General features: G+C 65.0%; 19 protein-coding genes and 1 pseudogene. 18 read left to right on the top strand and 2 right to left on the bottom strand.

The annotated features are described in order from the left end of the window. Positions 1 to 12: 12 nt before the first annotated feature. The 4 genes from mnmG to ASC37_RS05005 are packed head-to-tail and all read left to right on the top strand — an operon-like array spanning position 13 to position 4,239. Complete coding sequence (mnmG, locus tag ASC37_RS05020; RefSeq protein WP_055423328.1) at positions 13 to 1,935, top strand: tRNA uridine-5-carboxymethylaminomethyl(34) synthesis enzyme MnmG; 1,923 nt, start codon at positions 13 to 15, stop codon at positions 1,933 to 1,935. Continuing rightward, positions 1,932 to 2,600, top strand: coding sequence for a 16S rRNA (guanine(527)-N(7))-methyltransferase RsmG (gene rsmG / locus ASC37_RS05015; protein ID WP_055423327.1), 669 nt, complete (start codon positions 1,932 to 1,934; stop codon positions 2,598 to 2,600). The genes mnmG and rsmG overlap by 4 nt, the downstream gene beginning before the upstream one ends. Beyond that, the gene (locus ASC37_RS05010; RefSeq protein WP_055423326.1) at positions 2,600 to 3,391 is read left to right on the top strand and encodes a ParA family protein; all 792 of its coding nucleotides are present in this window, start codon (positions 2,600 to 2,602) and stop codon (positions 3,389 to 3,391) included. Before rsmG ends, ASC37_RS05010 begins: the two co-directional genes overlap by 1 nt. Then, positions 3,391 to 4,239 (top strand): ParB/RepB/Spo0J family partition protein, encoded by an 849-nt coding sequence (locus ASC37_RS05005; RefSeq protein ID WP_055423325.1) that lies wholly within the window; start codon positions 3,391 to 3,393, stop codon positions 4,237 to 4,239. The genes ASC37_RS05010 and ASC37_RS05005 overlap by 1 nt, the downstream gene beginning before the upstream one ends. A 4-nt stretch (positions 4,240 to 4,243) precedes the next feature. Here the strand turns inward: ASC37_RS05005 and ASC37_RS05000 are convergent, their stop codons facing one another. After that, positions 4,244 to 6,166 (bottom strand): sigma-54-dependent Fis family transcriptional regulator, encoded by a 1,923-nt coding sequence (locus tag ASC37_RS05000; RefSeq protein ID WP_055423324.1) that lies wholly within the window; start codon positions 6,164 to 6,166, stop codon positions 4,244 to 4,246. Between the two features lie 225 nt (positions 6,167 to 6,391). On the opposite strand from ASC37_RS05000, the pseudogene mdh reads away from it, so the two are divergent. The 9 genes and pseudogenes from mdh to ASC37_RS04955 all read left to right on the top strand — a co-directional run bounded on the left by mdh (position 6,392) and on the right by ASC37_RS04955 (position 16,750). Continuing rightward, positions 6,392 to 7,574: pseudogene (gene mdh, locus ASC37_RS11820) on the top strand (iron-dependent methanol dehydrogenase). Between the two features lie 124 nt (positions 7,575 to 7,698). Next, the gene (gene adh / locus ASC37_RS04990; RefSeq protein ID WP_055423323.1) at positions 7,699 to 9,219 is read left to right on the top strand and encodes an aldehyde dehydrogenase; all 1,521 of its coding nucleotides are present in this window, start codon (positions 7,699 to 7,701) and stop codon (positions 9,217 to 9,219) included. A 138-nt stretch (positions 9,220 to 9,357) separates the two neighbouring features. After that, positions 9,358 to 9,732: a DUF779 domain-containing protein gene (locus tag ASC37_RS04985; RefSeq protein WP_055423322.1), complete on the top strand. Its 375-nt coding sequence runs from the start codon at positions 9,358 to 9,360 to the stop codon at positions 9,730 to 9,732. A gap of 140 nt (positions 9,733 to 9,872) precedes the next feature. Beyond that, a complete protein-coding gene (locus ASC37_RS04980; RefSeq protein WP_198289009.1) occupies positions 9,873 to 10,670 on the top strand; it encodes an ABC transporter ATP-binding protein in 798 nt (265 codons plus the stop codon). Beyond that, a complete protein-coding gene (locus tag ASC37_RS04975) occupies positions 10,660 to 12,624 on the top strand; it encodes an AMP-dependent synthetase/ligase (RefSeq protein WP_055423320.1) in 1,965 nt (654 codons plus the stop codon). The genes ASC37_RS04980 and ASC37_RS04975 overlap by 11 nt, the downstream gene beginning before the upstream one ends. A gap of 1 nt (position 12,625) precedes the next feature. Continuing rightward, complete coding sequence (locus tag ASC37_RS04970) at positions 12,626 to 13,513, top strand: branched-chain amino acid ABC transporter permease (RefSeq protein WP_028875388.1); 888 nt, start codon at positions 12,626 to 12,628, stop codon at positions 13,511 to 13,513. Between the two features lie 3 nt (positions 13,514 to 13,516). Next, positions 13,517 to 14,590 carry a branched-chain amino acid ABC transporter permease gene (locus ASC37_RS04965; RefSeq protein WP_055423319.1) on the top strand — a complete coding sequence of 358 codons (1,074 nt, stop codon included), beginning with the start codon at positions 13,517 to 13,519 and terminating at the stop codon, positions 14,588 to 14,590. Positions 14,591 to 14,631: 41 nt separating this feature from the next. After that, entirely contained in the window at positions 14,632 to 15,882 is a 1,251-nt protein-coding gene (locus ASC37_RS04960) for an ABC transporter substrate-binding protein (protein ID WP_055423318.1), read from the top strand. Positions 15,883 to 15,928: 46 nt separating this feature from the next. Further along, complete coding sequence (locus tag ASC37_RS04955) at positions 15,929 to 16,750, top strand: ABC transporter ATP-binding protein (protein WP_072247929.1); 822 nt, start codon at positions 15,929 to 15,931, stop codon at positions 16,748 to 16,750. 42 nt (positions 16,751 to 16,792) lie between these two features. Here ASC37_RS04955 and ASC37_RS04950 read toward each other — a convergent pair whose 3' ends face one another. Continuing rightward, on the bottom strand, positions 16,793 to 17,233 hold the full coding sequence (locus tag ASC37_RS04950) for a PaaI family thioesterase (protein ID WP_055423317.1): 441 nt from the start codon (positions 17,231 to 17,233) through the stop codon (positions 16,793 to 16,795). Between the two features lie 144 nt (positions 17,234 to 17,377). Here ASC37_RS04950 and ASC37_RS04945 point away from each other — a divergent pair, with 144 nt between their 5' ends. The 5 genes from ASC37_RS04945 to ASC37_RS04925 all read left to right on the top strand — a co-directional run bounded on the left by ASC37_RS04945 (position 17,378) and on the right by ASC37_RS04925 (position 20,013). Beyond that, the gene (locus tag ASC37_RS04945; RefSeq protein WP_055423316.1) at positions 17,378 to 17,734 is read left to right on the top strand and encodes an ATP synthase subunit I; all 357 of its coding nucleotides are present in this window, start codon (positions 17,378 to 17,380) and stop codon (positions 17,732 to 17,734) included. Between the two features lie 9 nt (positions 17,735 to 17,743). Next, entirely contained in the window at positions 17,744 to 18,595 is an 852-nt protein-coding gene (gene atpB / locus ASC37_RS04940; protein ID WP_055423315.1) for a F0F1 ATP synthase subunit A, read from the top strand. A 103-nt stretch (positions 18,596 to 18,698) separates the two neighbouring features. Then, positions 18,699 to 18,944, top strand: a complete 246-nt coding sequence (atpE, locus tag ASC37_RS04935; protein ID WP_028875394.1) for a F0F1 ATP synthase subunit C — start codon at positions 18,699 to 18,701, stop codon at positions 18,942 to 18,944. Positions 18,945 to 18,993: 49 nt separating this feature from the next. Beyond that, on the top strand, positions 18,994 to 19,467 hold the full coding sequence (locus ASC37_RS04930) for a F0F1 ATP synthase subunit B (RefSeq protein WP_028875395.1): 474 nt from the start codon (positions 18,994 to 18,996) through the stop codon (positions 19,465 to 19,467). Between the two features lie 3 nt (positions 19,468 to 19,470). After that, positions 19,471 to 20,013: a F0F1 ATP synthase subunit delta gene (locus ASC37_RS04925; protein WP_055423314.1), complete on the top strand. Its 543-nt coding sequence runs from the start codon at positions 19,471 to 19,473 to the stop codon at positions 20,011 to 20,013. Positions 20,014 to 20,019 lie beyond the last annotated feature (6 nt).

The following is a 20,019-nucleotide window of genomic DNA, read 5'->3' as shown; positions in this document are numbered from 1 at the left end:
CATCGCAAGCCCATGATTTTTCCTGAACGCTTCGACGTCATCGTCGTCGGCGGCGGCCACGCCGGCACCGAGGCGGCGCTGGCCGCGGCGCGCGCCGGTGCGCGCACGCTGCTGCTCACCCACAACCTCGACACCCTGGGGCAGATGAGCTGCAACCCCTCCATCGGCGGCATCGGCAAGGGGCATCTCGTCAAGGAAGTCGACGCGTTGGGCGGGGCGATGGCGCTCGCCACGGACGAAGCCGGTATCCAGTTTCGTACGCTCAATGCGAGCAAGGGGCCGGCGGTGCGCGCCACCCGCGCCCAGGCCGATCGCGTGCTCTATCGCAAGGCGATCCGCAAGCGCCTGGAGAACCAGCCCAACCTGTGGCTCTTCCAGCAGGCGGTCGACGACCTGCTGGTGCAGGGCGATCGCGTGCTGGGCGTGGTCACCCAGCTGGGTATCCGCTTCGAGGCGCCGGCCGTGGTGCTCACCACCGGCACTTTCTTGAATGGCCTCGTGCACGTGGGACTGTCGCGCTACACGGCCGGGCGGGCGGGCGATCCGGCTTCCGTGTCGCTCGCGCAGCGGCTCGCCGAACTGGGCTTACCCAAGGGGCGCCTGAAGACCGGCACGCCGCCGCGGCTCGATGCGCGCACCATCGACTTCTCCCGCTGCACCGTGCAGCCGGGCGACGATCCCGAGCCGGTGTTCAGCTTCCTCGGCTCGCGCGCCATGCATCCGCCGCAGCGCCCCTGCTGGATCACGCGCACCAACGCGCGCACGCACGAGATCATCCGTCGCAACCTCGATCGCTCGCCCCTCTACGCCGGCGTGATCGAGGGGGTGGGGCCGCGCTATTGTCCCTCGATCGAGGACAAGATCCACCGCTTCGCCGACAAGGATGGACACAACGTCTTCCTCGAACCCGAGGGGCTGGAGACGAACGAGATCTACCCCAATGGCGTATCCACGTCGCTGCCTTTCGACGTGCAGATCGAGATGCTGCGCACCATCCCGGGGCTGGAGCGGGTGCACGTGCTGCGCCCAGGCTACGCCATCGAATACGACTACTACGATCCGCGCCACCTCAAGCACAGCCTCGAGACCAAGCACTTCCACGGGCTCTTCTTCGCCGGCCAGATCAATGGCACCACTGGCTACGAAGAGGCCGCAGCGCAGGGGCTGCTCGCCGGGGTCAATGCGGCGCGCTTCGTCTTCGGCCATGAGCCGTGGTGGCCGCGGCGCGACGAGGCTTATCTCGGCGTGCTCGTCGATGATCTCGTCACCAAGGGCGTGAGCGAACCCTACCGCATGTTCACCTCGCGCGCCGAGTTCCGCTTGCAGTTGCGCGAGGACAACGCCGATCTGCGGCTCACCGAGATCGGGCGTCGCCTGGGCTTGGTCGATGATCTGCGCTGGACAGCGTTCTGCCGCAAGCGCGAGGCGATCGAGCGCGAGACGGCGCGTCTGCAGGCGCAGCGGGTCGTCCCGGCTCGGATCTCGCCGGACGAGGCGCAGGCGTTCGCCCAAGTGCTGGGCGCGCCGCTCGAGCGCGAGGCGAGCTTCTTCGATCTGCTGCGCCGTCCGGGGGTGCGCTACGAGGAACTCATGACCCTGCCGGGGGCGCCGGAGCTGCCCGAGAACGACCCGGCGGTGATCGAGCAGCTCGAGATCGCTGCCAAGTATCACGGTTATCTCGCGCGCCAGCACACCGAGGTCGAGCGGCTCAAGGCCGCCGAGGCGCTGCGCATTCCGCCGGGGATCGACTATTCCCGCATCCCGGGGCTGTCGCGCGAGATCCAGCAGAAACTCGCCCAGCACGCGCCCGAGACGCTGGGGCAGGCAAGTCGCATCCAGGGCGTGACCCCGGCGGCGATCGCCATCCTGCTCGTGTGGCTGCGCCGTGGCGAACCCGCGCCGCAGGTCGAAGTGGCGCCGGAGGGCATCGAGTGAGCCCTCGCGCTCCCTCGTCCCAGGACGAAGCCGCGGCGCGCGCCCTGCTCGAAGAGGGTGTCGCCGTGCTCGGGCTTTCCTTGCCTGCGACGACGCTGGAGGCGCTGTGGCGCTACGCTGGCCTACTGGTGAAGTGGAATCGCGTCTATAACCTCACGGCCATCACGCGGCTTGAGGAAGTGGTCACGCACCACCTGCTCGATGCGCTCGCCGTCTGGCCCTGGGTGCGGCAGGAAAGGGTGCTTGTCGACGTCGGCTCCGGCGCGGGACTACCGGGCATCGTGCTCGCGCTCGCGGCGCAGGCCGAGGGGCGGCCGCTCGAAGTGCATTCGCTCGATGCGGTGGCGAAGAAGATCGCCTTTCAGCGTCAGGTGGCGATCGAATTGGGACTGAAAGGCTTCCATCCCTGGCACGAACGCATCGAGCGCTGGCAGCCACCGGCGCCGATCTCGGGTATCATCTCGCGGGCATTCGCGCGCTTCGATGAATTCATCGCCCTCACACGCCACCTCCTGCCGCCGGGCGGACGCTGGTACGCCATGAAAGGACCGCGCCATGAAGAAGAGCTCGCCGGCTTGCCGGAAGATGTGGCGGTTCGGGTCGTGCCGCTCGAAGTGCCGGGGCTTGCCGAGGCGCGCCATCTCGTGATCGGGGAACTTCGCTGATGGGCCACGTGTTTTGCATCGCCAACCAGAAAGGCGGGGTCGGCAAGACCACGACCAGCGTCAACCTTGCCGCGGCGCTCGCCCGGCGGGGGCACCGCGTGCTGCTCGTCGACCTCGACCCACAGGGTAACGCCACCATGGGCAGTGGCATCGACAAGCGCACGCTCGAGCGCTCCGTCTATCAGGTGCTGGTCGGGTTATCGGGCCTGGAAGAGGCAACGTTACGCTCCGAATCCGGCGGCTACGACGTACTGCCGGCCAATCGGGAACTGGCCGGGGCCGAGGTGGAGCTCGTCGACTTGCCTCGGCGTGAATTCCGCCTGCGCGATGCGCTCGCCGCCGCCCCTTCCACCTATGATTTCGTGCTCATCGATTGTCCGCCCTCGCTTTCCTTGCTCACGCTCAATGCGCTCACCTGCGCCCACGGCGTGATCATTCCGATGCAGTGCGAATACTACGCGCTGGAGGGCTTGTCGGATCTGGCCAACACCATCAAGCGCGTGCATGCCAACCTCAACCGGGACCTGCGCATCGTTGGGCTGCTGCGGGTGATGTTCGATCCGCGCGTGACGCTGCAGCAGCAGGTCTCGGAGGAAGTGCAGCGCCATTTCGGCGAGAAAGTCTTCGCGACGGTGATTCCGCGCAACGTGCGCCTGGCCGAGGCGCCGAGCCACGGTATGCCCGGGGTCGTCTTCGATCCCCGCTCTCGGGGCGCCCTCGCCTACCTCGAGTTCGCCGCCGAGCTGGAGCGGCGCCTGGGCGTGGCCGCTCCGCTCGCGGAGGCGCACTGATGGCAGCGGGCAAGCGCAAGGGGCTGGGGCGCGGGCTGGACGCACTGCTGGGCGCGCCGACGGCGGTGGAAGAGGCGCTGCGCAGCCTCGACATCGACTGCATCGACCCCGGCCGCTACCAGCCGCGCACGCGCATGGACCCTCAGGCGCTGGAAGAACTCGCCGCCTCGATCCGCGCCCAGGGCGTGATGCAGCCGCTGCTGGTGCGCCCCGTGGGCGAGCGCTACGAGCTCATCGCCGGCGAGCGGCGCTGGCGTGCCGCCCGCATGGCGGGTCTGCTGGAAGTGCCCTGTCTCGTGCGCGAGATCCCGGACGAGGCGGCGCTGGCGATGTCCCTCATCGAGAACCTCCAGCGTGAAGACCTCAACCCCATCGAAGAAGCTCAAGGGCTGCAGCGGCTCATCGACGAATTCGGCATGACCCACCAGCAGGCGGCCGAGGCCGTCGGGCGCAGCCGCTCGGCGGTCACCAACCTGCTGCGCCTGCTGCAACTGGCCGAGCCGGTGCGCGAGCTGCTGATGGAGGGGGCGCTCGAAATGGGCCACGCCCGGGCGCTGCTCGCGCTTGCCGTGCCGCAACAGGTGGAACTCGCCCGCCGCGCTGCGGCGCAGGGCTGGTCGGTGCGCCAGACCGAGCGCGCCGTGCAGGCGCTGCTTTCTCCGCCCGCGCCCAAACCCGAAGCGGTGAAAGACCCCGACTGGCGGCGGCTGGAAGAGGCGCTTTCCGAACACTTCGGCGCGCCAGTCCTCATCAAGCGCCGCCGCGACGGGCGCGGCACGCTCGAGATCGCCTTCGCCGACGACGACACGCTCGAGGGCCTGCTCGAACGCCTGGGCGTGCGGGCCTGAACGGTCAACCCGCCGCTTGCGCGGGGGTGCTGCCCATCTCGCGCAATTTGCGGTAGAGCGTGGCGCGGCTGATGCCCAGGCGCCTTGCCGCCGCCGTGCGGTTGCCGCGGCTTGCGACGAGCGCCCGCTCGATCGCGGCGCGCGACAGGGTTGCCAGTTCCAATGTCTCTTCCTGCCCTTGCGGCAGGGAGGGGGACATGCTGGTCCGTTGCTTCAGCGCCGCCGCGAGCCCCTCGGGCAGCGCCTCCCAGCCGATCACCATTTCTTCCTCATCCACCAGGGCTGCGGCCACGCGCAGCGCCTGCGCCAGTTCCCGCACGTTGCCCGGCCAGGAATGGGCCGCGAACGCGGCGGCCACCTCGGGCGCGAGCCTCAGGTCCCGGTCCGGCGCGCAGGCGCGCAGGATGCGCTCCACCAGCACGGGTAGATCGCTGCGCTCGCGCAGCGGCGGCAGGGTCAGCGTCAGGCCCGCCAGCCGATAGTAGAGATCGGCGCGGAATCGCCCCGCCTCGACTTCTGCCGGCAGGTCGCGGTGCGTGGCCGCGATGAGCGCAAACTCGACGCGCACCGGTTTTCCGCCCAGTGGCACGACCTCCTTCGTCTCCAGCACCCGCAGCAGTCGCCCCTGCAGCGCGAGCGGCATGTCGCCGATCTCGTCGAGAAAGAGCGTGCCGCCGTGCGCCTCGCGGATGCGCCCGAGGCTCCCCTCGCGGCGCGCGCCGGTATAGGCGCCGGGGGCATAGCCGAAGAGCTCGGCCTCGATGAGCGCTTCCGGTAACGCAGCGCAATTGACCGCTACGAACGGTTTGTCGCGCCGCGGCGAGCTGCGATGGAGGGCTTGGGCGAAGAGTTCCTTGCCCACGCCGCTCTCGCCGCGCAGCAGGATGGGGATGTCCTTGTCGAGCACCCGACGGGCCTGGGCGATGACCCGGCGCAGCGCCTCGTCGCCGGTGTCGAGCTCGGCCAAGGCATCGTTGGCCGGTGCAGGATCGGCGCGGCGGATCACGACGCGCGCGCGGCGTCCTTCGAAGCGCGCATAGAGGGGATTGCCCTGCGGATCGTACAGCAGCACCGGTTCGTCGCCGCGCGGCACGGGGGCGGCGCGGCGGAAGAGCCGTTCCAGTGGCACCGCACCAAGCTCCTCGTGCCGTAGAGAAAAAAGGCGGCGGGCAGCGGAATTGGCTGCCACCACGCGACCGTCGTCGTCCACGCAGACGATGGCGTCATCGACGAAGCTGCCCAGGGCGTGCGCATCGCGATGCAAATGGATGCGCAGACCGCGGTGGCGGGCAACGATGGCGTGGTTCTCGATCAGGCGCACCGCCGTATCGACCAGGGCGCGGGTGTGTGGATGGTGGTCGTGCCAGTCGCAGGAGACGTCGAGCACCGCCACCAAGCGGCCAGTGCCGTCGAAGATGGGGGCGGCGGTGCAGGCGAGAAATTCGTTGCAGCTCAGATAATGCTCCGGCCCCAGCACCTCGACCGGCGCCCCTTCGGCGATCGCCGTACCCACGGCGTTGGTGCCGCGCACGCCTTCGTGCCAGATCGCACCGCGGGCCAGGTGGACCCGTTGCGCACGTTCGAGGAAAGAAGAATTTCCCACCGCCTCTACGATCAGACCCTGTGTGTCGGCGACGATGAGCACGCTGCGGCTTGTATCGAATCCGCCGAAAACACCCTCCAATACTGGACGGGCAAGCCGTAGCCATTCCTCGACCGACTGGCGAGCCTGCTCGAGGATGAGTGTTTCTACTACACCTTCTTCGGGAGGCAGGAGACGCTCGGCTGCTACATGGTGCTCACGGCAGCGTTTCCACGAGTGTAGGATGGGTGTCGCCAAGGGAAGGGCGGGAAGTTCACCTCGTTCGACAAAGATTCGCTTAGCTTGACGTACGGATTCTGGACAAACCCGGAATTCGATCTCCATTTCCTCCTCCACTATGTGAGACGGTGTCGCAGATTGCGACCCTGTATTTCGGTGTATCGTCTCGAATTGCGACACTTTTCCGTTTTTTGGCCCCGATACCCCTCTTCATGAGTGAAGTTACAGGGATGCGGTTTGCGGCATGTTTTTTGCTATATCAATTTCACCGATGGATCGATCCATCGGTATGATGAAAATTGTATCTCTATATTTTGAGAGGAGACTTCCATGAGTTTGGTGAATTATCTTCAACTGGCCGACCGCACCGATGGTTTCTTCATCCCTTCAGTGACCCTCGTTGGCCCTGGATGTGTCAAAGAAGTTGGGCCACGGGCCAAGATGCTGGGCGCGAAACGGGCGTTGATCGTCACCGACGCTGGGTTGCACAAGATGGGGTTGTCGCAGGAAATTGCCGACCTACTGCGCAGCGAGGGCATTGACAGTGTAATTTTCGCTGGTGCCGAACCCAATCCAACCGACATCAATGTTCATGATGGTGTAAAAGTTTATCAGAAAGAGAAGTGCGATTTCATCGTTTCCTTGGGTGGCGGATCCTCGCACGACTGTGCCAAAGGTATCGGTCTGGTCACCGCGGGGGGGGGGGCATATCCGCGACTACGAAGGAGTCGACAAGTCCAAGGTGCCGATGACGCCGCTGATCGCCATCAACACCACTGCCGGTACCGCCTCGGAAATGACCCGCTTTTGCATCATCACCAATACCGATACCCACGTGAAAATGGCCATCGTCGACTGGCGCTGTACCCCGCTGGTCGCGATCGATGATCCTCGCTTGATGGTGAAGATGCCGCCTGCGCTTACTGCCGCCACGGGCATGGATGCCTTGACGCACGCGGTAGAGGCTTATGTCTCCACTGCGGCCACACCCATCACCGATGCCTGTGCCGAAAAAGCCATCGAACTCATCGGCCAATGGCTCCCCAAAGCGGTGGCCAACGGTGATTGGATGGAAGCGCGCGCCGCCATGTGCTATGCCCAGTATCTTGCCGGCATGGCGTTCAACAATGCCTCGCTCGGCTACGTCCACGCCATGGCGCACCAGCTCGGCGGTTTCTACAATCTGCCGCATGGTGTGTGCAACGCCATCCTTCTGCCGCACGTCTGCCAGTTCAATCTCATCGCAGCCACTGAACGCTATGCCCGGATTGCCGCCTTGCTGGGTGTAGACACTTCAGGCATGGAGACGCGAGAGGCTGCCTTGGCGGCGATCGCTGCCATCAAGGAGCTTTCTTCATCCATTGGCATTCCCCGTGGTCTGAGTGAGCTGGGTGTGAAGGCGGCCGATCACAAGGTAATGGCCGAAAACGCCCAGAAGGATGCCTGCATGCTCACCAATCCGCGCAAAGCTACGTTGGAACAGGTGATCGGCATCTTCGAGGCGGCCATGTGACATCCTCCCTTTCGGAAGAGACGACTTGATGGAGGATTGAATTTATCTGTGCATGTGCTAATTTTATCTATACGCTGCCCATAGATGTGGCAACGAAATCATTGATCCACGAGGAGACGCGAAGATGACCTACCCTTTCCCCGGCGCTGCTGGTGCCCCGGTCCAGTTCAAGGCCAAGTACGACAACTTCATCGGCGGCAAATGGGTGCCGCCCGTCAAGGGGCAGTACTTCGACAACATCACGCCCATCACTGGCAAGGTGTTCTGCCAAGCGGCGCGCTCCACGGCCGAAGACATCGAGCTCGCGCTCGATGCCGCGCATGCCGCCAAGGAAAAATGGGGCAAGACCCCGCCGGCGCAACGCGCCCAGGTGTTGCTCGCGATTGCCGATCGGCTCGAGCAGAACCTGGAAAAACTCGCCTACGCCGAGACGGTGGACAACGGCAAGCCGATCCGCGAAACCCTTGCGGCCGACATTCCGCTCACCGTCGATCACTTCCGCTACTTCGCCGGCTGCATCCGCGCCCAAGAAGGGACGCTCTCCGAGATCGACGAAAATACCGTCGCCTACCACTTCCACGAGCCGCTGGGCGTGGTCGGTCAGATCATTCCCTGGAACTTCCCCATCCTGATGGCGGCCTGGAAACTCGCCCCGGCGCTGGCGGCCGGCAACTGCGTGGTGCTCAAGCCCGCCGAGCAGACGCCCGTGAGCATCATGGTGCTCATGGAGCTCATCGCCGACATCCTCCCGCCGGGGGTGGTCAACGTCGTCAATGGCTTCGGCCTGGAGGCAGGCAAGCCCCTGGCCACCAGCCCGCGCATCGCCAAGATCGCCTTCACCGGCGAGACCACCACCGGCCGGCTCATCATGCAGTACGCCAGCCAGAACCTCATTCCGGTCACACTGGAGCTCGGCGGCAAATCGCCCAACATCTTCTTCGAGGACGTGGCCGCGGCCGACGACGACTTCTTCGACAAGGCGATCGAAGGCATGGTGCTCTTCGCCTTCAACCAGGGCGAAGTGTGCACCTGTCCTTCGCGCGCCCTCATCCAGGAGTCGATCTACGACAAATTCATGTCGCGCGCCCTGGAACGCGTCAAGGCGATCAAACAGGGCAACCCGCTCGATCCGACGACGATGATCGGCGCTCAGGCTTCCTCCGAGCAACTGGAGAAGATCCTCTCCTATCTCGACATCGGCAAGCAAGAGGGGGCGCAGTGCCTCATCGGCGGCGAACAGGCGAAACTGCCCGGAGAACTCGCCGGCGGCTACTACGTCAAGCCCACGATCTTCAAAGGGCACAACAAGATGCGCATCTTCCAGGAGGAGATCTTCGGCCCCGTGCTGGCGGTCACCACCTTCAAGGACGAAGCCGAGGCGCTCTCGATCGCCAACGACACGCTCTACGGCCTTGGCGCGGGCGTGTGGACGCGCGACGGCAGCCGGGCCTATCGCATGGGCCGCGGCATCCAAGCCGGTCGGGTGTGGACCAACTGCTACCACCTCTATCCGGCGCACGCGGCCTTCGGCGGTTACAAGCAGTCCGGCATCGGCCGTGAGAACCACAAGATGATGCTGGAGCATTATCAGCAGACGAAGAACCTACTGGTGAGCTACTCGCCGAAGAAACTCGGTTTCTTCTAATAGGGATGGGGGGAGGGAAATTCCCTCCCTTCCATTCGATTGTGCTGGGTGCCAGGGGCATCCCCTGGCGCTTTTGTCTGGGAGGATACGATGGCTGCAGAAATGTCCACACAAACTGCATCCGAGGAACGCCCTCCGATGCAAGCACCGCCCCAAGTGATCGCCACGCCGGCCGCGCTCGAGCTCATCAAAAGGCTCCAGGAGAAGTACGGACCCGTGATGTTTCATCAATCCGGTGGCTGCTGCGACGGCTCTTCCCCCATGTGCTATCCGCAGGGGGAGTTCCTCGTCGGAGACAACGATGTGCTGCTCGGCGAGATCGGCGGGGCGCCGTTCTACATCAGCAAGCCGCAGTTCGAGTACTGGAAACACACGCAGCTCATCATCGACGTCGTGCCCGGCCGGGGCGGCATGTTCTCCCTGGAAAATGGCGAAGGAGTGCGCTTCCTCGTGCGTTCTCGGCTTTTTACTGATGAAGAATATGCCGCCTTGCAGGCGGCCGGCAAGGTGTGAGCCTCGTTGCTATGCAACAAATCTCCTTCGACCAGACCCTCTTGACCCCATGCTGAACTTCCTCTAGTATCTCCTTCATACGATAACAAACGTTCATCGCATCATCATTCGATATTGCGATGCAACAAAAGGAGGGAGGAGTGGCGACGACGGCCGAAGCCGCGCGCAGGGTCGCGCTGCGCTGTGAAAACGTCAATCGCTGGTTCGGTGGCCTGCATGCGCTCAAGGGCCCCGATCTGGCGATCTTCCAAGGCGAAATCTTTGGGTTGGTGGGGCCGAACGGCTCCGGTAAGACCACCCTTGTCAATACCGTCACGGGGTTTTATCCGCCGCAGAAAGGGCGGGTGTTGCTCTTCGACGAACAGATCAACGGCCTGCCACCCTATCGCATCGCGCAAAAGGGCGTGGCGCGCACCTTCCAGAACGTCGCGCTCTTCCGCGGTCTCACCGTGCTCGACAACATCCTCGTGGGGCGCCACATCCACATGCGGCCGAGCGCACTCGCCACGCTCGGCTACTGGTGGTGGGCGAAGAAAGAGGAGGTGGCGCACCGCGCCAAGGTCGAGGATGTGATCGACCTCCTGCAGCTCGAAGACGTGCGCGACGAGCCCGTCGATGTCATCCCCCTGGGGCTGCAAAAGCGCGTCGAACTCGCCCGGGCACTCGCCGCCGAGCCGCGGCTGCTGGTGCTCGACGAGCCCATGGCCGGCATGAACCAGGAAGAGAAAGAGTACATGGTGCGCTTCATCCTGGATGCGCACGAGGATCTCGGTCTCACCATCCTCATGATCGAGCACCACATGGACGTGGTCACCTCCATCTGCCACCGCGTGGCGGTGTTCAACGACGGCGTGAAGATCGCCGAAGGTGCGCCGCGCGAGACCATCAACGATCCGGCCGTCGTGGCCGCCTACATCGGAGCGAGCGATGCGGCCTGACGATCTGCCTCAAGCCCTGCCCTGGCGCCCCCACGACTGGCGCAAAGGGGACCACCTGCTTGCGCTGCTCGCCGCCAACGCCTCGAGCCATCCGGCCGAGATCGCCATGCGCGAGCGCGACCGCGGCATCTGGCGCGAATACACCTGGCAGGATTATCACGACACGGTGCTCGCCTTCGCCGCCGGCCTCGAAGCCCTTGGCGTGCGTCCCTTCGAGGTGGTACAGATCATCGGCGACAACCGGCCGGCGCTTTATTTCGCCATGGTTGCGTTGGGGGCCTTGCGCGCCATCGCCTCGCCGGCGTACCCCGACGCCACGCCGGACGAGATCGCTCTGCTTGCCGAGCGCGAAGACGTGCGCTGTGCCGTCGTCGAAGATCAGGAGCAGGTCGACAAGCTGCTGCAGCTGGAAAAAGAGCACGGCGAACGCTACCGGCTCATCGTCTACGACGACCCGCGCGGCCTGGCCGGCAAGATGCCCGAGCGCTTCGTTGCCTTCACCGACGTCGTCGCGCGTGGGCGCGAGCGGCTCGCCGCCGATCCCCTGTTGCGCCAGGCCCTGCTCGAGCGCCCCTCCGCGCACGACGTGGCCGTGCTGTTGCACTCTTCCGGTACCACCGGCACGCCCAAGGGGGTGCCGCTCAAGCACGGCCACGTGCTCTCGGCGGTGCGCAACGCCGCGCAGGCGGGCTATTTCCAGAATGGCGACGTGCACGTCGCCTACCTTCCCATGGCGTGGGTGGGCGACTACATCTTCTCCATCGGGGCGGCCTTCGCCCTGCGCTTCGCGGTGAACATCCCCGAGCGGCAGGAAACGGTGATCCGCGATCTGCGCGAGATCGCGCCCACCGTCTTCTTCTCCTCGCCGCGCGCCTGGGCCGGCATGATCACCCGCATCCAGGTGGGCATGGACGAATCCACGCCGCTCAAGCGCCGGCTCTACGAGCATTTCATGGCTTTCGCCATCGACCTCGAGCGACGGCGTCTGGCCGGAAGCCCGCCTTCGCTCGGTGCGCGGCTATGGCGGACGTTGGGCGAGTGGATGATCTATGGCCCGATCAAGGATCAGCTGGGGCTTGCCCGCGTGCGGCGCGCCTACACCGCCGGCGAGGCGATCGGCGAGGACGACTTCCTCTTTCTGCGCGCGCTCGGCGTTCCGCTGCGCCAGTTCTACGGCCAGACCGAGAACTGCGCCCTGTGCGCCGCTCAGTCGGCCGACGACGTCAAGCTACACACCGTCGGACGCCCTTTTCCCGGCGTGGAGGTAAAGATCGCCGACAGCGGCGAGATCCTCGTGCGCGGCGACAACGTCTTCGACGGCTATTACGACAACCCCAAGGCGAGCGAAGAGGCCCTCGAAGACGGCTGGCTGCACACGGGCGATGCCGGCTACTTCGAAGAGGACGGCTCGCTCGTCGTGCTCGGGCGCCTGTCGGAAGTCGCCTACACCGCCGCCGGCGAGCGCTACGTCGCCACCTACATCGAGAACCGCATCAAGTTCAGTCAGTACGTCAAGGACGTCTGCGTGGTCGGTGAGAACCGCCCCTTCCTCACCGCCATCGTCTGCATCGACCTCGAGGCGGTGGGGCATTGGGCGGAGGAGCACGGCGTGCCCTACACCTCCTATGCCGATCTGTCGCAGAAGCCCGAAGTTTACGATCTGGTCGCAAGGGTCATCGCGCACGTCAACAACGTGCTGCCGTCGGGGCTGCGCATCCGCCGCTTCGTCAACCTGCACAAACCCTTCGACCCGGACGACGGCGAAGTCACGCGCACGCGCAAGCTGCGCCGCAAGGTGATCTACGATCGCTATGCGCCCATCCTCGAGGCGCTCTACGACCCGGCGCGGCGCGAGATCGACTTCCAGGCGACGATCACCTACGAGACCGGCGAGACTGGCGTCATTGCCCGCCGTCTGCGGCTGTACGACGTCGCCCCGGCGCAGGGAGAGTGAGATGGATTTCTTGTTTCTGGCCGAACTCTTCGTCAATGGTCTGAGCACCGGGCTCATGTACAGCCTCGTGGCGCTGGGCATTACCTTGATCTACAAGGCGAGCGGCGTGCCCAACCTGGCGCAGGGGGCGATGGTGATGCTCTCGGGCTATCTCGTCTGGGCTGTGGTGAGCCTCCTTTCCTGGCCGCTGTGGCTGGCGATCGCGCTCGCGGTGGTGGGCATGTTCCTCTTCGGTCTGGCCACCGAGCGCTGGCTGCTGCGTCGCATGGTGGGCCAGCCGGTCATCATGATCGTCATGCTCACGCTCGGTCTGGACATCTTCCTGCGGGGTTTCGTGCCCGGACTGCTGGGTGCGGCGCCCAAGCGGCTCGACCTGGGCATCGGTCTTGCGCCCATCATCGTGGCCGACGTCTTCGTCAACCGCGCCTACCTCGTCGGGGCGATCGGTGCCATGGTGCTCATCGCCGCGGCCATGCTCTTTTTCCGCACCCGGCTCGGTACCAAGCTGCGCGCGGTCTCGGACGATCACGTCGCCAGCTGGGCCGTGGGTATCTCGGTGGAGCGCGCGATCGGCATCTCCTGGGGGATCGCCGGCGTGGCCGCCGTGGGGGCCGGCACCGTCTGGGGCTCGGTGCAGGGGGTGGACTGGACCCTGTCGGCACTGCTCTTTCCTGCCATCGCCGTGGTGATCCTGGGCGGCATCGACAGCCTGCTCGGCGTCTTCGTCGGCGGGCTGGTGGTCGGGGTGCTCGGCTCGGTGATTCCCGGCTATCTCGATCCCATCGTCGGCGGCGGTACGCGCGACGTCGTCACCTCCGTGCTGATCGTGCTCACCATCCTCTTCCGGCCCTATGGCATGTTCGGCCGCGAAGACATCGAGAGGGTCTGATCCATGTTCTACCGTCTCTCCGGCGTCCATCACACCCGCTACGAAGACACGCGGCGGCTGTGGCCCATCCCCACCGACCGGCGGCTGGTGGCGGTGCTCTTCCTCCTTGCGCTCAGCGCCCCGCTGTGGCTCTCCGAGCTCTACCTGCAGAACTATCTCCTGCCCTGGCTCATCTGGAGCGCGGCCACCCTGTCGCTGACGCTGCTCATGGGGGTGGCGGGGCAGCTGCACTTCGGCTACGCCGCGGTGATGGCCATCGGTGCCTATTCGGCGATCCACCTCGTGCGCCTGGGGGTACCCTTCGAGCTCGCCTTCATCGGGGCGGGGCTCGTCGCGGCGGTGATCGGTTGTCTGTTTGGGGCGGCGGCTTTGCGCGTCAAGGGGCTCTACCTCGTGATGGCGACGCTCGCCATGCAGTACCTCGTCGACTGGGTCATCGTCAACGTTCCGGCGATCTCGGGCGGGGCGCACGCCACGCTGCAGGCGCCCGAAGCGCGAGTGCTGTTCTTCTCCTTCGCTGACGGGTTCACGCGCTATTACTTCGCCTTCTTCTGGGCGGTGTTCATGACGGTCTTCCTGCTCAACACCAAGCGCACCAGCTTTGGGCGGGCGCTGGTGGCCATCCGCGACAAGGATTACGCCGCCTCGGTGATCGGGGTGAGTCCGTTCAAGTACAAGCTGCTCGCGTTCTTCACCAGTTCGTTTTTCGGCGGCATGAGCGGCGCGGTGCTGGCGTTCTGCTTCTACCGGGCCGTGACGCCGGAGCAGTTCGGATTCAACGTCTCGACCCAGCTCGTGGCCATGGTGCTCGTCGGCGGCCTGGGCAGCGTGATCGGCGCCTATCTCGGCGCGGCTTTCGTGCTGCTCACGCCTATGATCCTCTCCAATGGCATCGCGGCGCTGTCGGATGCCGGCTGGCTGTCGGTATCGGCAAACCTCCTCGCGCACCTGCCGCTCATGATCTACGGTGCGCTCATCATCGGCTTTCTGCTCGCCGAGCCCTTGGGGCTGGCGAAGATCTACGACAACATGCGCAATTATTTTCTCGTGTGGCCGTTCAAGCATTCGCGGCGCTGACGGAAATTTCAGGTGGTTCATTACGACAAGGAGGAGACGCGATGAAAACGATGTTCAAAAAAGGCATGCTCGGGGCGCTGTTCGCCACGGCCGCATTCGCCGCCGCGCCGGCATTGCAGGCGCAGGAGACGGTGAAGTTCGGCCTGTTCCACGATTTCACCAAGGTCTACACGTTCGTGGCCGACGAGTTCAGCCAGGGGCAGCGGGACTACCTCACGCTGATCAACGAGGAGGGTGGCATCAAGGGGCAGAAGTTCGAGGCCATCGTGCGTGACCACGGCAACGAGCCGCAGCGCGGCCTGGAACTCTACAACCGCGCACGTGAGGAAGGGGCGATCTACTTCATGTTCCTGAGCACGCCGGTGGCCAACGCCGTCGTGCCGCGGGCGCTGCAGGACAAGGTGGTGCTGGGTACGCCGCTGCACGGGCGGGGCGACGCCATGGTGGGCGAGACCTTCCCCTACGTCTTCCCCATGATGGCGAGTTACTGGTCGCAGGCGGCGCGCCTGCTCAAGTACGTCGAGGATACTCAAGGCGGGCTCAAGGGCAAGAAGATCGCCCATGTGCACATCGACACTCCCTTCGGGCGCGAGCCGCTGCCCATTTTGGAGAAACTCGCCCAGCAGAAATCCTTCGAGCTGCGCTCCTTTGCCTACCCCAGCCCCGGCAACGAGCAGTCGGCCGTGTGGTCCGACGTGCGCCGTTACCGGCCCGATTTCGTGCTGATCTGGGGCGCGGGCAACTCGCAGATGGTGTCGGTGCGCGAGGCGGTGCGCAACGGCATCGATCCGGCGAAGATCCTGTCGGTCGTCTGGCTCACCGAGACCGACATGAAGAACATCGGCGAGAGCACGGCCATTGGCGCCAAGCGCGTCGAAGTGGTGCAGCCGGGGCGCGATCATCCGATCATCCAGCGCATCCTCGACAAGGTCTACAAGGCCGGCAAAGGAGCTGGCCCCGAAGCGCGGGTGGGCAACACTTACTACAACTACGGCGTGGCCGACATGGTGATCGCCACCGAAGGTGCGAAGCTCGCGCTGGAGAAACTCGGTCCGCCGCTCACCGGCGAGAAACTCAAGGCCGGCATGGAGATGATCCGCAACCTCGACACCAAGGGCTTCATGCCGCCGGTGACGATCACGCCGCAGGATCACCAGGGCGGCGGTCAGGCGCGCGTGTCGCAGTGGGACGGCAAGGCGTGGGTTCCGGTGAGCGACTGGGCCGCGGCCTATCAGGACGTGGTGTGGGAAGAGGCTCGCGCGAGCGCGGCCAAGTTCAGCCAAGGGAAATGAGGATGGCCGGCGCCGGGACATTCTCGGCGCCGCACAGGGAGCGAGCATGAGCCAAACGGGCGATACGCGCGGCACGGCCCCCGTGCTGCTGCGGCTATCCAACGTCGAGGTGGTCTACGACAAGGTTTTCCTGGCGATCAAGGGCGTCTCGCTCGAGATCCGCGAAGGGGATATGGTGGCACTGCTCGGCGCCAACGGCGCCGGAAAGAGCACCACGCTGAAATCGGTGAGTGGCCTGCTCGCGCCCGAGCGCGGCGAGGTGACCCGCGGGCACATCGAGTTCGCCGGGCGCGATCTGGGCACGATGCCGGCGCCGCAGCGCGTGCACCTCGGTATCGCCCACGTGCTCGAGGGGCGGCGCGTCTTCGGGCATCTCACGCCGGAGGAAAACCTCATCGCCGCCTACCGGGGGCGCGACCAGCGCCGCTACCTGCAGCTGCGAGACATGGTCTATGGTTACTTCCCGCGCCTGGTCGAGCGGGCGAAATCGAAGGCGGGCTATCTCTCCGGCGGAGAGCAGCAGATGCTGGCCATCGGCCGGGCGCTGATGACCGAGCCGAAACTTCTGATGCTCGACGAACCGAGCCTGGGGCTCTCGCCGCTCTTCGTCAAGGAGATATTTGGCATCATCCGCACGATCAACGAGAAAGAGCGCATGAGCGTGCTCCTCGTGGAGCAGAACGCCGTGGCGGCCCTGAACGTGGTGCAGCACGCCTACGTCGTCGACCAGGGCCGCATCGTGATGGAGGGCAGCGCCGCGCTGTTGCGCCAGAATCCCGATATCCAGGAGTTCTACCTCGGCGGCAGCCATGCCGTCGATTATCACAACGTCAAGCACTACCGCCGGCGCAAGCGCTGGCTCGCTTGAATCGCGGAAGACGCGGCGGTGGCCGCGTCTACTGCTTTGTGCTTACTCCCGATCGGGCAAGCCGATCATGGTGGCCGTCATCAGCGCCACCTGCTCACGCCCGTCTTCTCGTTCCATCCAGCCTTCACCCAGGCACACCGTGAGGGTGCGCCCGGCGCGTACCACGCGCCCTATCGCCACCAAGCGATCGCCTCGGGCGGGTGAGAGCAGGTTGGTCTTGAGTTCGACCGACAGCACCGCATGACCAGGCGGCATCAACGAATAGGCCGCATAGCCCACGGCGCTGTCGATGATGGTGATGACCACGCCGGCATGCAGGAAGCCGTGCTGCTGCGTCAGGTCGGCGCGAAAGGGGAGCACGATCTCCACCTCGCCCGGTTCGACGCGGGTGAGTTCGGCACCGAAGGTCTGCATGACGCGTTGGCGGGCGAAATTGTCGCGTACGCGGCGCACGAAGTCGGGATCGGCGGGGGTGAATGGCATGGAATCCTCCTCGGCAGGGAATCAAAAAATTTTGATCGTCCGCAAAACGGTTTCGATCGTACTGCGCGAATAGTGTAACGGAGTTTGACAGCATCGACCGATGTGCTTTAGAATCCACGGGATTTTCTGCAGGGGGTGGTCGCTGTGGGCTCCGGCCTGATGCGTCTGGCGGCGTGGCAACTCGTTGCCGGCATTCTCGCCACACTCGCGGCCTGGGTCTTGGCCGGCGAAGCAGCAGGGCGATCGGCAGCGATCGGCGCGTTCTCGGTCTGGTTGCCCAACGCCGCGTTCGCCGTCTATCTCGCGATGCGCGCGCGGCTCGGCACTCCCTCGGCAGTCGGTTTCCTGGTCGGCGAACTGTTCAAGATCGCCGCCGTGGTGGTGTTGCTGTTCGCGTTCGTGCGCCATGCCGGCGTACAGAGTTGGCCCGCGTTGATCGTCGGCCTGGTCGTGACGCTGCAGGCAAACATCGCCGTTGCTGGATTTTTACGCAAAATCTGAGGGAAAGGCATGACTGCTAGCGCACACGGACCTACGGCGTCCGAATACGTCGTCCATCACCTGACGCACCTCAACACTCTAGGCGGGCCGCAGAAGGACATCGTCGACTTCTCGGTACTCAATCTCGATACGCTCTTCTACTCCGTCCTGCTGGGCGTGCTCACCGTCTACCTGCTCTACCGTGCGGCAAAGAAAGCCACTTCCGGCGTGCCGACGCGCTTTCAGGCTGCCGTGGAGATCCTGGTCGAGATGGTCGCCGACCAGGCCAAGGGCGTGATCCACAGCGCCGAGTCGCGCAAGTTCGTGGCCCCGCTCGGGCTCACCGTCTTTCTGTGGATCCTCTTCATGAATACCATGGACCTGCTGCCGGTCGACCTGCTGCCCCGTATCTGGGAGGGCGTCTATGCCGCGATGGGCGGGGATCCGCATCATGCCTACATGCGGGTGGTGCCCACGGCCGACGTCAACGCCACTCTGGGCATGTCCATCGGCGTGCTCCTCATCTGCCTCTATTACAACGTCAAGATCAAGGGGTTCGGCGGCTGGCTGCACGAGCTCTTCACCGCCCCCTTCGGCAGCCATCCGGTGCTCTATCCGGTGAACTTCCTCATGCAGATCATCGAGTTCCTCGCCAAGACCCTGTCGCACGGGCTGCGGCTCTTCGGCAACATGTACGCGGGCGAGCTCATCTTCATCCTGATTGCGCTGCTCGGCGGCACCGCCACCGTGCTCGGCTTCGTCGGTCACGTCCTCGCCGGCACGGCATGGGCCATCTTCCACATCCTGATCATCGTCCTGCAGGCGTTCATCTTCATGATGCTGACGCTGGTGTATGTGGGGCAGGCCCACGAAGGGCACTGATCGGATGCGGCGGCGGGAGCTGTTTCCCGCCGCCGGCGGCCGTGGGCAAACAGTGTAGAATCGCGCTTTTCTTTTTTCTCGTCATCAACCACTAGGAGTCGTCATGGAAAACGTTCTGGGTCTCGTCGCGCTCGCCGCTGGTCTCATCATCGGTCTTGGGGCCATCGGCGCCTGTATCGGTATCGGCATCATGGGGTCGAAATACCTCGAAGCCTCCGCCCGTCAGCCCGAGCTGATGAACGCGCTGCAAACCAAGATGTTCCTGCTCGCCGGTCTGATCGACGCGGCGTTCCTGATCGGCGTCGGTATCGCGATGATGTTCGCGTTCGCCAACCCGTTCCAGCTCTGATCCTCGGAGTCGTGAACGCCCATCCGTTTTTTCATAGGGGGCAGACGTCGTGAATTTGAACGCAACCCTCATCGCCCAGCTGGTGGTGTTCTTCATCCTCGGCTGGTTCACGATGAAATACGTGTGGCCGCCGATCGTCAAGGCGCTCGACGAGCGTTCGGCCAAGATCGCGGAGGGGCTGGCGGCGGCCGACAAGGCGAAGGCGGATCTGGCGCTCGCCGAGAAGAAAGCCGTCGAAGAACTGCGCAAGGCGCGCGAGGAGGCGGCCCAGCTGCGCGCGGCCGCCGACAAGCAGATCGCCAAGCTGATGGAAGAAGCCCGGGCGGAAGCGGCCCGTCTCATCGCTCAGGCGCGCGAAGCGGCCGAGCAGGAGGCGCGCGCCGCCGTCGAGCGGATCAAAGACGATCTGCGCGAGGAAGTTGCCCGGCTCGCCGTCGCCGGCGCCGAACGTATCCTGCGCCGCGAGATCGACGCCAAGGCTCACGCCGAGCTCTTGGCCAACCTCAAACAGGAACTCGTCTAAGCCATGGCCGAAAAAGTCACCATCGCTCGCCCCTATGCGGAGGCCGCGTTCTCGCTGGCGCTGGGGGCCGGTGCGCTGGAGGCCTGGTCGCAAGCGCTGGAGCGGCTCGCCGCCCTCGTCACGCTCGACGAAGTGCGCACCGTGCTGCTCGATCCCAAGGTCGACGATGACAGCAAGGCGCGTGTGCTCCTCGAGCTCGCAGGCGCCGATCAGCCGTTGCCCGAGGCGGTGCAGAACTTCGTGCGGTTGCTGGTGCAGAACGACCGCGTGCTGTTGCTGCCCGAAATCCATGCGCTGTTCGTCGCCCGGAAGAACGATCACGAAGGGGTCGCCGTCGCCAAGGTCACGAGCGCATTTCCGCTCGACGATGCGGCGCGGGAACGCCTCAAGCAAGACCTGGAAGCCCATTTCAAGAAAAAACTGCAGCTCGAAGTCGCCGTCGATCCGGATCTGATCGGAGGGGTGCGAGTGCAGGTGGGCGACGAAGTGATCGACGCTTCCGTACGTGGCAAGCTCGCGAACCTGGCCGCTGCGCTCAAAATCTAGGAGTCA

Origin of the sequence: Tepidiphilus thermophilus, assembly GCF_001418245.1 — a bacterium.
GTDB lineage: Bacteria > Pseudomonadota > Gammaproteobacteria > Burkholderiales > Rhodocyclaceae > Tepidiphilus > Tepidiphilus succinatimandens.
The sequence above is the reverse complement of the archived record's forward strand: the minus strand, read 5'-3'. Positions and strand labels throughout refer to the sequence as shown.

What these genes read in the sequence shown, in the direction of transcription:
- mnmG (WP_055423328.1), top strand. Translation starts at nt 13, where the DNA reads ATGATTTTTCCTGAACGCTTCGACGTCATCGTCGTCGGCGGCGGCCAC.
- ASC37_RS05010 (WP_055423326.1), top strand. Translation starts at nt 2,600, where the DNA reads ATGGGCCACGTGTTTTGCATCGCCAACCAGAAAGGCGGGGTCGGCAAG.
- ASC37_RS05005 (WP_055423325.1), top strand. Translation starts at nt 3,391, where the DNA reads ATGGCAGCGGGCAAGCGCAAGGGGCTGGGGCGCGGGCTGGACGCACTG.
- ASC37_RS05000 (WP_055423324.1), bottom strand. Translation starts at nt 6,166, where the DNA reads ATGGAGATCGAATTCCGGGTTTGTCCAGAATCCGTACGTCAAGCTAAG.
- adh (WP_055423323.1), top strand. Translation starts at nt 7,699, where the DNA reads ATGACCTACCCTTTCCCCGGCGCTGCTGGTGCCCCGGTCCAGTTCAAG.
- ASC37_RS04985 (WP_055423322.1), top strand. Translation starts at nt 9,358, where the DNA reads ATGCAAGCACCGCCCCAAGTGATCGCCACGCCGGCCGCGCTCGAGCTC.
- ASC37_RS04975 (WP_055423320.1), top strand. Translation starts at nt 10,660, where the DNA reads ATGCGGCCTGACGATCTGCCTCAAGCCCTGCCCTGGCGCCCCCACGAC.
- ASC37_RS04970 (WP_028875388.1), top strand. Translation starts at nt 12,626, where the DNA reads ATGGATTTCTTGTTTCTGGCCGAACTCTTCGTCAATGGTCTGAGCACC.
- ASC37_RS04965 (WP_055423319.1), top strand. Translation starts at nt 13,517, where the DNA reads ATGTTCTACCGTCTCTCCGGCGTCCATCACACCCGCTACGAAGACACG.
- ASC37_RS04960 (WP_055423318.1), top strand. Translation starts at nt 14,632, where the DNA reads ATGAAAACGATGTTCAAAAAAGGCATGCTCGGGGCGCTGTTCGCCACG.
- ASC37_RS04955 (WP_072247929.1), top strand. Translation starts at nt 15,929, where the DNA reads ATGAGCCAAACGGGCGATACGCGCGGCACGGCCCCCGTGCTGCTGCGG.
- ASC37_RS04950 (WP_055423317.1), bottom strand. Translation starts at nt 17,233, where the DNA reads ATGCCATTCACCCCCGCCGATCCCGACTTCGTGCGCCGCGTACGCGAC.
- atpB (WP_055423315.1), top strand. Translation starts at nt 17,744, where the DNA reads ATGACTGCTAGCGCACACGGACCTACGGCGTCCGAATACGTCGTCCAT.
- atpE (WP_028875394.1), top strand. Translation starts at nt 18,699, where the DNA reads ATGGAAAACGTTCTGGGTCTCGTCGCGCTCGCCGCTGGTCTCATCATC.
- ASC37_RS04925 (WP_055423314.1), top strand. Translation starts at nt 19,471, where the DNA reads ATGGCCGAAAAAGTCACCATCGCTCGCCCCTATGCGGAGGCCGCGTTC.